The organism is Mesoterricola sp. JemC181, from assembly GCF_055384585.1.
Genome location: NZ_AP045076.1, coordinates 248,811 through 257,500, shown reverse-complemented (window position 1 = coordinate 257,500; position 8,690 = coordinate 248,811). Strand labels below are relative to the sequence as shown.

Sequence of the window (8,690 nt, the reverse complement as noted above, 5' to 3'; positions counted from 1 at the left end):
ATCTGCGCTCGCAGCTCTTCCACACCGGAGAACCTCATCTCGCCCCGGATGCGGTGGAGGAAGCGCACGGTCAGGTGGGCCCCGTACAGATCCCCCTGGAAGCCGGGCAGGTGGGTCTCCACCGTGACGGCGCGGCCCTCGAAGGTCGGCTTCTCCCCCACATTGGTGAGGCCCCGGCGCGGTTCAGCCAGGTGGGCCCCGGTCACCTCGGTCACGTAGACGCCGTTGGCGGGCAGCTGGTCCTGCTCCCAGGCGAGGTTGGCCGTGGGGAATCCCATCTGGCGCCCCCGGCGCTCCCCCTCCACGACGATGCCGGTCAGGGCGTAGGGGTGGCCCAGCAGCGCGGCGGCCTCCTCCACGTCCCCGGCCTCGAGCGCCGCACGGATGCGGGTGGAGGACAGGTGGCCGCCGTCCGGTGCGCGCAGGGCGTGGAAATGGATCTCGCAGCGGGCCGCGCGGCCCCACTCCTCCAGCGATTCGATGGTGCCGGCGCGGTCCTTGCCGAAACGGAACTGCCGGCCCACGTGCAGCTCGCGGGGGGCGAGGGCCCGCTGGAGGCCCTGGAGGAACTGGGCCGGGCTCAGTTCGGAGAACGAGCGGCTGAAGGGGATCACCCAGGCCAGGTCCATGCCCGCGGCCCGGAAGGCCTCAAGGCGCTGGGGGAGCGTCATCAGGAGCTTGGGCTTGCGCTCGGGTGCGACGATGACGGAAGGATGGGGGTCGAAGGTGACCACGGCGGCCGTGAGGCCCAGTTCCCGGGCCCTGGAGGCCGCCAGTTCAAGCACCGCGTGGTGCGCGGCGTGCACGCCGTCGAAGTTGCCCAGGGTGACCACGCATGGGCCTTCGGGCGGCGCGGCCTCCAGGGTGTGGTTCCAGATGCGCATCAGGCCCTGCCTTTCCCGGGCCGGGTGGCCCACAGGCTCGAGAGGATGCAGCCGGCCAGGATCGCGCCGATGGCCACGAGGGAGATGAAGATGGGGATATGGATCCACTCCGCGATGCACATCTTCACGCCCACCAGGGCGAGGATCACGGCCAGGCCGATGCTGAGGTGGTGGAAACGGTCCACCATGCGCGCCAGGAGGAAGTAGAGGCTGCGCAGGCCGAGGATGGCGAACACATTGGACGTATAGACGATGAAGGGGTTGCGGGTCACCGCCAGCACGGCGGGGATGGAATCCACGGCAAAGACCAGGTCGGTCACCTCCACCACGGCCAGCACCAGGAACATGGGCGTCGCGAAGGTCCGGCCGCCCTTGCGGACCAGGAGCCTCGTGTAGCCGGCGTCCGGGTCGTAGGGCAGGAAGCGCCGGAAGATCCGGGCCACGGCCCCGTCCCGGGGATCGCCGGGCTCGTCGTCCCGGTGGAGGAGCATCTTCACGCCCGTATAGATGAGGAAGCCGCCGAACACGAACGTCATCCATGCGAAGCGCTGCAGGAGGGCCGTTCCCGCGAGGATCATGACGGCCCGCATGATCAGGGCGCCCATGACGCCCCAGTAGAGGACCCGGTGCTGGTTCTTGCGGGGAACCTGGAAAGAGGTGAAGACGAGGACGAAGACGAAGAGGTTGTCGACGCTGAGGGATTTCTCCAGGAGGTAGCCCGCAAGATACTCCCCGGCGTGGACGGGCCCCATGTAGATGAGGATGACGCCGTTGAACGCCAGGGCCAGGGCGATCCAGACGGCGGACCAGATCCCGGACTCCCTTATCGTCGGCTCATGGGCCGAGCGGTTGAATACCCCCAGGTCCAGGGCCAGCATGGCGAAGACCAGGATGTGGAACCCCAGCCAGGCCCACCAGGGTGCGGAATCGAGCAGTGCGTGGAACAAGTTGCCTCCAGACGCCCAGTTTAGAGGAAGATGCCAGGATGAGCCTCCCACGCTTTTTCCTCACCCATGCCGCCTCCCCGAGGGAGGGCTCCCTCCTGCCCCTGGAACCCGCCCAGGCCAAGCACCTCTGGGTGCTGCGCCTCGGCGCCGGGGCCGCGCTGGAGCTCGTGCTGCCCTCGGGGCCCTGGAAGGCCGACCTGGCCGAGATCAACAAGGACCGGGCCGTGGCCCGCCTCGTCAGGCCCCTGGACGAGCACCGGGAGCCCGCCTTCCCGATCCAGGCCTGGGTCCCCCTGACCGCCCAGCTCTCGCTCCTGGACGACGTGCTGCCCGGCCTGGTGGAGCTGGGCGCAACCTCCATCCAGCCGGTGGCCTACGAGCGCAGCGAATACGACGCCGCCAAGACCCTCGCGCGGTTCGAGCGCTGGCAGCGGATCATCCGCGGAGCCTGCGAGCAGAGCCACCGCTCCCGGATCCCCGCCCTGGGGCAGCCCGCCGCCTTCGAGGCCCTGCTGCAGGTGGACGTGCCCCAGCGCTGGGTCGCCTACGAGGTTCGCGCAGGGGAGGGCAACCCGCGGCCCGTGCCGGGCCCCATCGCCTTCACCAGCGGCCCCGAGGGCGGGATCACCGATACCGAGTTCGCGGCCCTGGCGGGAGCGGGCTGGAAGGCCGTCACCCTGGGAGGCAGCATCCTGAGGGCCGTCACCTGCCCCGTGGCCCTGCTCGGAGCCATCCGCTTCCAGCTCCCCGACTGAGGAACGGGTCCGCATTCCCGGCATCCAAACAAGTGGAGGAAGGCGCATGTCCAGCATTCGAACACTTTTCGCGACCGCCCTTGCCGCCCTGTCCCTTTCCGCGGCCGGCCTGAAGCCCGGAATGCCGGCGCCGGCGTTCAGCGCCCAGGACCAGAACGGCAGGATGGTCAAGCTGGCCGACTTCGCCGGGAAATCCACCGTCGTGCTCTACTTCTACCCCAAGGACGACACGCCGGGCTGCACCAAGGAGGCCTGCTCCCTTCGGGACGGCTTCGCCGCGATCAAGGCGAAGGGCGCCGTCGTCCTGGGCGTGAGCGCCGACGACGTGACGAGCCACGCGGCCTTCTCGGAGAAGTACCACCTGCCCTTCCCGATCCTGGCGGATCCCGGGCACGCCATCATCGACGCCTACGGGGTGCGGATGCCGGTGTTGGGAATCGCCAAGCGGGTCACGTTCATCATCGGCAGGGACGGGGTCATCCGGGAGATCCTGTCGGACGTCAAGGCCGCGGAGCACGATCAGCAGGTGCTCCGGGCCCTGGCTAGCCTTTAGCGAGGACCCAGATCCCCACGGCGATGAATGCGGTGCCGGCGGCGTATTTCACCATATGTTCCGGTATGACCTTGAAGAGGGCGCCCCCCACCAGGACGCCGATGGCCGTGGCACACACGAGGGCCGCGCTGGCGGCGAGAAAGACCGTGAGGAGCGCCCCGGACCGCGCCGTGGCCGTCATGGCGGCCAGCTGGGTCTTGTCGCCCAGCTCGGCCAGGAAGACCGTAACAAAAGTGGCCCAGAACAGTGATTTGCCCATCGAATTCTCCCTTGCCAGTCTAGACGATCCGAATTTCGGGCACACTCTAGGGATGTCACTGGCTCACTTCGACCTCCCAACCTCGTACGTGGATTCGCCCGAGACGCTGGCGGAGGCGCTGCCCCACTGGTTCGCCGCCAACCTGCTGGCGGTGGACATCGAATGCAGCCTGACGGGCTTCCACCACTGCGTGCTGGCGCTGCTCCAGGTGGCCACCCACGACCGGTCCTGGCTCGTCGACCCCATCGCCATCCCGGAGCTGATGAAGCCCACGCTGGAGGCCATGGCGGAGGTTCCCTGGATCGTCCACGACTTCTCCGGCGACGGCATCGTCTTCAAGCGCATCTACGATGTGGTGCCCTCCTCGGTGATGGACACGATGCTCCTGGCGCGCACCCTGGGCTATCCCCAGCCCGGACTCAAGACCATGGCCCGCCTCAAGCTGGGCGTGGAGATCCCCAAGGAGGAGCAGGACTCCAACTGGATGTACCGCCCCCTGAGGCAGGCCCAGATCAGCTACGCGGCGCGGGACGCGGCCCTGCTGCTGCCCCTGCTGCGCACCCTGGCCGCCGAGGCCGACGCCAAGCGCGAGGATCCCGAGGTGGGGCCAAGGCTGGCGCAGCTGCCCGGCGAGATGCGGCGCACCATCCAGCGGGTGCGCAGCTACCGGCCCCCCAGCGACCACCCGGTGGTGGACAAGGTCCGCCACATGGGCCTGGGCGAGGCGGCCGTCGAGAGGGCACGGCGCCTGACGCATCTGCGGCACGTGTGGGGCAACCAGGGGGACGTGGCCGCCGTGATGGAGCTGGGCAACCGCTGGATCCTCGCACGGCTGGAGCATCCCCCCCGGTCCAAGGAGGCCCTGGAGCGGTGCATCCCCAACCCCAGGTTCAGGCGCACCCGCCTGGACGAGCTCTGGGCTGTGTTCGACTCGAATTAAGAGGCCCGGGGCTGGCGGTCGATGGGATGATGGATCACCACCATGCCCCAGGAGCGCGGATGAGTCAGGAAGATTACGTCGTCACCTTCCCAAGGGCCCTCGCGGGCTTCCCGGCGCTGACGGAATTCCGGGTCTTCGAGCCGGAAGGGACCTACCCCCTCAAGTTCCTCCAGGCCGTGGCCTCGCCGGACATCTCGTTCGCGTGCATGGACGCGGCGACCGTGAGGCTGGACTACGACGTTCCGCTTTCCCCGGAGGATGCCGAGGCGCTGGCCCTGGAGAAGCCCGAGGACGCCCTGGTCCTCGTCATCGTGGTGGTGCCGGGCGAGGATCCCCGCCGCATGACGGCCAACCTCGCGGGGCCGCTGGTCATCAACACCCGCACCCGCAAGGGCGTGCAGGCCCAGCTCGACACCCGGGTCTTCCCGCTGCAGTACCCGGTGTTCCTGCCCCGGGACGAAGGGGAGATCGCCTTTCCCGCCGGGCTCATCGGTTTCGCCGAGCTCCGGCGCTTCATGCTGCTCGAGCCCTCGGACGCTTACCCCCTCAAGTTCCTCCAGCCCATGGACCGGGAAGACATCCACTTCGTGTGCATCGATGTGGCCGCCATCAAGATCGACTACCAGGTTCCCCTGTCCGGGGAGGACGCCAAGGCCCTCGCCATCGAGGACCCCTCCGAGGCCCTGGTGCTGGCCCTGGTGGTGATTCCCGAGGACCCGCGGCACATGACCGCCAACCTGGCCGGCCCCATCCTCATCAACCTGCGCACCCGCCAGGGGCGGCAGGTGGTGCTGAACACCGAGCAGTTCCCCCTCAAGTTTCCCGTTATTTCGGACAAGTAGCCTGAAAGGTCCCCATGCTTGTCATCACCCGGAAGCTGGATCAATCGCTCATTATCAATGGCAATATCGAGGTTCTGGTTGTGGGCGTCAGCAAGGATGGGGTGCGCCTGGGCATCAAGGCGCCCAAGGAGGTGCAGGTCCACCGACGCGAGGTTTTCGATGCGATCGCCGAGGTCAACCGGGCGGCTACGGCCCAGATCAAGGGCGGAGAACTCTCCCTCCAGGACGCCGCTGCGCTGTTGCGTGCGCGTTTGCCTAAAGTGAAGCCCGTCAAGGACCGATAAGCTCAGTTCAGGAGCACTCCCGTGGACGCAGGCCTTTCCGTGGAAAGCATCATCGGCCAGCAGGCGGCCTTGACGCGGTCCGCCCTGGGCGTGGGCGTGGAGCGCAAGGTGCTGGACATGGCCCGGACCGAGGGCGCCGACCTGGCCCGCCTCATCGACAGCTCCGGCGGCGTTGGCCGCACCATCGACACATCCGCTTGACTGCTTTTCCAGGGGGTTCGCATGAAGGTTACCGGCATCCAGCAGCACCAGCAGGCCGCGAAGGTGGAGACGCCCAAGCAGGCCCCCGTCCAGGCCCAGCAGAAGGCTCCGGAGGCCCCCAAGGCTCCGCCCCCGGCCCACCTGGGCAGGACGATCGACACCAAGGGTTAGAATTATTTAAGATAGGGCCGCAGATAGCGGCCGGTGACGCTGGCCTTGTTCCGGGAGACCTCCTCGGGCGTGCCGGTGGCGATGACCAGGCCGCCCTCGGCGCCCCCTTCGGGGCCCAGGTCCAGGATGTGGTCGGCGGTCTTGATGACGTCCAGGTTGTGCTCGATCACGACGACGGTGTTGCCGGCGTCCATGAGGCGCCCGATGACCTCCAGGAGCTTCTGGATGTCCTTGAGGTGGAGCCCGGTGGTGGGCTCGTCCAGGATGTAGAGGGTGCGCCCGGTTGGACGCTTTGACAGCTCCCGGGCCAGCTTGACCCGCTGGGCTTCGCCCCCGGACAGGGTCGTGGCGCTCTGGCCCAGCCGGATGTAGCCCAGGCCCACGTCCGACAGGGTCTGGAGCTTGTTGGCCAGCACGGGGATGGGGCCGAAGAGGGCCAGCGCCTCCTCCACGGTCATGGCCAGCACGTCCGAGACGCTGTGGCCCTTGTAGTGGATCTCCAGGGTCTCCCGGTTGTAGCGCTTGCCCTTGCACTGCTCGCAGGTGACGTAGATGTCGGGCAGGAAGTGCATCTCGATCTTGAGGACGCCGTCCCCCTCGCACTTCTCGCAGCGGCCGCCCTTGACGTTGAAGCTGAACCGGCCGGGCGTGTAGCCCCGGGCCTTGCTCTCGGGCAGCTGGGAGAAGAGGTCCCGCAGGGGGGTGAAGAGCCCGGTGTAGGTGGCGGGGTTGCTCCTGGGGGTGCGCCCGATGGGGGCCTGGTCGATGTCGATGACCTTGTCCACGTGCTCCAGGCCCTTGATGGCCTTGTGCCTGCCCACCACGTGGGCGCCCTGGTGCAGCTGGTTGGCCAGGGCCTTGTAGAGGATCTCGTTCACGAGGGTGCTCTTGCCTGAGCCCGAGACGCCGGTGACGCAGGTGAACAGGCCGATGGGGAACGCGGCGTCCACCTTGCGCAGGTTGTTCTCCTGGGCGCCGGTGACCTGGATGTGGCCGCGGGTGGCCTTGCGGCGCTTGCGCGGCACGGCGATGGATTCCCTGCCGGAGAGGAAGTGGCCCGTGATGGAGGCCTCGCTCCGGCTGATCTCCTCCGGGGTGCCCTGGGCCACGACGTAGCCGCCGTGCTCGCCGGCGCCGGGACCCAGGTCCACCACGTGATCGGCGGCGAGGATGGTCTCCAGGTCGTGCTCCACCACCAGGACGGTGTTGCCCAGGTCCCGCATCTCCTTGAGCGTGTTCAGCAGCTTCTGGTTGTCCCGCTGGTGGAGGCCGATGCTGGGCTCGTCCAGGACGTACATGACGCCCTGGAGCTTGGAGCCGATCTGCGTGGCCAGCCGGATGCGCTGGCCCTCGCCGCCGCTGAGGGTGGCCGCGGAGCGGTCCAGGGTCAGGTAGCCCAGGCCCACGTCGTCCAGGAAGCCCAGGCGCTCGTTGATCTCCTTGAACACCTTGCCGGCGATGACGGCGTCCTTGCCCTCCAGGCGCAGGTTCCCGAACCACACCCGGGCGTCCCGCACGCTCATGGCGCTCACGGCGGCGATGTGGAGGCCCCCCACGAACACCGACAGGATCTCGGGCTTGAGCCGGGTGCCGTCGCAGGCCTCGCAGGGGGTGATCCGCATGGATTCCTCCATCTCGGCGCGGATCTCCTCGCTGGAGGTCTCCCGGTAGCGGCGCTCGAGGTTGCCCACGACGCCCTCGAAGTTGTGCATGAACTCGTAGCGGTTGCCCTTGTTCTGGTAGACGAACTTCATCTTGCGGTCCAGGCCGTAGAGGAGCACGCGGCGCACGTCGGCGGAGAGCTTCTTCCAGGGCGTGTCCAGGCTGAAGGCCAGGGCCTTGGAGAGCTGGCCCAGGAACTGGGCCCGCCACCCGTCCTCCCCGGCGGACTTCCAGCCGCTGGCGACGATGCAGCCCTGGCTGATGCTCAGCTCGGGGTTGGGCACGATCAGCTCCTCGGCGAACTGGCGCTTGAAGCCCAGGCCGTCGCAGGTGGGGCAGGCCCCGAAGGGCGAGTTGAAGCTGAAGGAGCGGGGCTCCAGGTCCGGGATGCCCATGCCGAAGCGCTGGCACTTGGCGTTGTTGCAGGCGAGCTTGGAGGAGAAGAGGCGCTCGGTTCCCCCCAGGTCCACCAGGGCGGAGCCCTCGGCGAGGTTGCAGGCGATCTCGAGGCTGTCGGCCAGGCGCGTGCTGATGCCCTCGGCGTTCTTGAGGCGGTCGATGACCACCTCGATGGTGTGCTTCTTCTGCTTGTCCAGGTCGGGGACGCCGTCGGTGAGGTCCAGCATCGCCCCGTTGACCCGCGCCCGGATGTAGCCGCGCTTCATCAGGTCGGCCAGGAGCTTCTTGTACTCGCCCTTGCGGGCGCGCACCACCGGGGCAAGCACCTGGATCTTCATCCCCTGGGGCTGGGCGAGGATCTGGTCCGCCATCTCCTGGATGGTCTGGCTGGCGATGGGCTGGCCGCAGGCCATGCACTGGGGCTGGCCCACCCGGGCGAAGAGGAGCCGAAGGTAGTCGTAGATCTCGGTGACGGTGGCCACGGTGGAACGCGGGTTGCGGCTGGTGGTCTTCTGCTCGATGGAGATGGCGGGGGACAGCCCCTCGATGCTGTCCACGTCGGGCTTCTCCATCTGGTCCAGGAACTGGCGGGCGTAGGCGGACAGGCTCTCCACGTAGCGCCGCTGCCCCTCGGCGTAGAGGGTGTCGAAGGCCAGGCTCGACTTGCCGCTGCCGGACAGCCCCGTGATGACGACCAGCTTGTTCCGGGGAAGGACCAGGTCCACGTTCTTGAGATTGTGCTCCCGGGCGCCCTTGATGTTGATGCTGTCCATCCGTACCTCGTCCAGGGATT

At 68.1% G+C, this 8,690-nt stretch carries 11 protein-coding genes (1 of these 11 only partly in view); 7 read left to right on the top strand and 4 right to left on the bottom strand.

Annotated elements, in window-relative coordinates; all coding sequences use genetic code 11:
- Both ACZ5MC_RS01180 and ACZ5MC_RS01175 read right to left on the bottom strand, forming a co-directional pair.
- On the bottom strand, window positions 1-884 hold the 5' portion of the coding sequence (locus ACZ5MC_RS01180) for a bifunctional riboflavin kinase/FAD synthetase (RefSeq protein WP_464516864.1). The gene continues 49 nt to the left of window position 1, outside the view; the window shows 884 of its 933 coding nt (coding positions 1-884); the start codon lies at window positions 882-884; its stop codon lies off the left edge, out of view.
- Window positions 884-1,831, bottom strand: a complete 948-nt coding sequence (locus tag ACZ5MC_RS01175) for a TerC family protein (RefSeq protein WP_306598429.1) — start codon at window positions 1,829-1,831, stop codon at window positions 884-886. The genes ACZ5MC_RS01180 and ACZ5MC_RS01175 overlap by 1 nt, the downstream gene beginning before the upstream one ends.
- Window positions 1,832-1,869: 38 nt before the next feature.
- Between ACZ5MC_RS01175 and ACZ5MC_RS01170 the strand changes: the two genes are divergently transcribed.
- Window positions 1,870-2,586 (top strand): RsmE family RNA methyltransferase, encoded by a 717-nt coding sequence (locus ACZ5MC_RS01170; RefSeq protein ID WP_306598428.1) that lies wholly within the window; start codon window positions 1,870-1,872, stop codon window positions 2,584-2,586.
- A gap of 121 nt (window positions 2,587-2,707) precedes the next feature.
- Window positions 2,708-3,139 (top strand): peroxiredoxin, encoded by a 432-nt coding sequence (locus tag ACZ5MC_RS01165; RefSeq protein WP_464517767.1) that lies wholly within the window; start codon window positions 2,708-2,710, stop codon window positions 3,137-3,139.
- Here ACZ5MC_RS01165 and ACZ5MC_RS01160 read toward each other — a convergent pair.
- Window positions 3,129-3,398, bottom strand: coding sequence for a TMEM165/GDT1 family protein (locus ACZ5MC_RS01160; protein ID WP_306598426.1), 270 nt, complete (start codon window positions 3,396-3,398; stop codon window positions 3,129-3,131). The two genes, ACZ5MC_RS01165 and ACZ5MC_RS01160, sit on opposite strands and share 11 nt — an antisense overlap.
- A 52-nt stretch (window positions 3,399-3,450) precedes the next feature.
- Here ACZ5MC_RS01160 and ACZ5MC_RS01155 point away from each other — a divergent pair, with 52 nt between their 5' ends.
- From ACZ5MC_RS01155 to ACZ5MC_RS01135, 5 genes are read left to right on the top strand one after another with little or no spacing between them, the layout of a single operon-like run.
- Window positions 3,451-4,338: a ribonuclease D gene (locus ACZ5MC_RS01155; RefSeq protein ID WP_306598425.1), complete on the top strand. Its 888-nt coding sequence runs from the start codon at window positions 3,451-3,453 to the stop codon at window positions 4,336-4,338.
- A gap of 59 nt (window positions 4,339-4,397) precedes the next feature.
- On the top strand, window positions 4,398-5,180 hold the full coding sequence (gene fliW / locus ACZ5MC_RS01150) for a flagellar assembly protein FliW (protein ID WP_306598424.1): 783 nt from the start codon (window positions 4,398-4,400) through the stop codon (window positions 5,178-5,180).
- A 14-nt stretch (window positions 5,181-5,194) separates the two neighbouring features.
- Window positions 5,195-5,464, top strand: coding sequence for a carbon storage regulator CsrA (gene csrA, locus ACZ5MC_RS01145; protein ID WP_306598423.1), 270 nt, complete (start codon window positions 5,195-5,197; stop codon window positions 5,462-5,464).
- A 21-nt stretch (window positions 5,465-5,485) separates the two neighbouring features.
- Window positions 5,486-5,665, top strand: a complete 180-nt coding sequence (locus ACZ5MC_RS01140) for a hypothetical protein (protein WP_306598422.1) — start codon at window positions 5,486-5,488, stop codon at window positions 5,663-5,665.
- Between the two features lie 21 nt (window positions 5,666-5,686).
- Entirely contained in the window at window positions 5,687-5,836 is a 150-nt protein-coding gene (locus ACZ5MC_RS01135) for a hypothetical protein (protein ID WP_306598421.1), read from the top strand.
- Window positions 5,837-5,838: 2 nt separating this feature from the next.
- Here ACZ5MC_RS01135 and uvrA read toward each other — a convergent pair whose 3' ends face one another.
- Window positions 5,839-8,670: an excinuclease ABC subunit UvrA gene (gene uvrA, locus ACZ5MC_RS01130; protein ID WP_464516863.1), complete on the bottom strand. Its 2,832-nt coding sequence runs from the start codon at window positions 8,668-8,670 to the stop codon at window positions 5,839-5,841.
- Window positions 8,671-8,690: the final 20 nt, after the last annotated feature.

Excerpts from the sequence above, each read along its gene's own strand:
- ACZ5MC_RS01170 (WP_306598428.1), top strand. The coding sequence starts at position 1,870 with ATGAGCCTCCCACGCTTTTTCCTCACCCATGCCGCCTCCCCGAGGGAG.
- ACZ5MC_RS01165 (WP_464517767.1), top strand. The coding sequence starts at position 2,708 with ATGCCGGCGCCGGCGTTCAGCGCCCAGGACCAGAACGGCAGGATGGTC.
- ACZ5MC_RS01160 (WP_306598426.1), bottom strand. The coding sequence starts at position 3,398 with ATGGGCAAATCACTGTTCTGGGCCACTTTTGTTACGGTCTTCCTGGCC.
- ACZ5MC_RS01155 (WP_306598425.1), top strand. The coding sequence starts at position 3,451 with ATGTCACTGGCTCACTTCGACCTCCCAACCTCGTACGTGGATTCGCCC.
- fliW (WP_306598424.1), top strand. The coding sequence starts at position 4,398 with ATGAGTCAGGAAGATTACGTCGTCACCTTCCCAAGGGCCCTCGCGGGC.
- csrA (WP_306598423.1), top strand. The coding sequence starts at position 5,195 with ATGCTTGTCATCACCCGGAAGCTGGATCAATCGCTCATTATCAATGGC.
- ACZ5MC_RS01135 (WP_306598421.1), top strand. The coding sequence starts at position 5,687 with ATGAAGGTTACCGGCATCCAGCAGCACCAGCAGGCCGCGAAGGTGGAG.
- uvrA (WP_464516863.1), bottom strand. The coding sequence starts at position 8,670 with ATGGACAGCATCAACATCAAGGGCGCCCGGGAGCACAATCTCAAGAAC.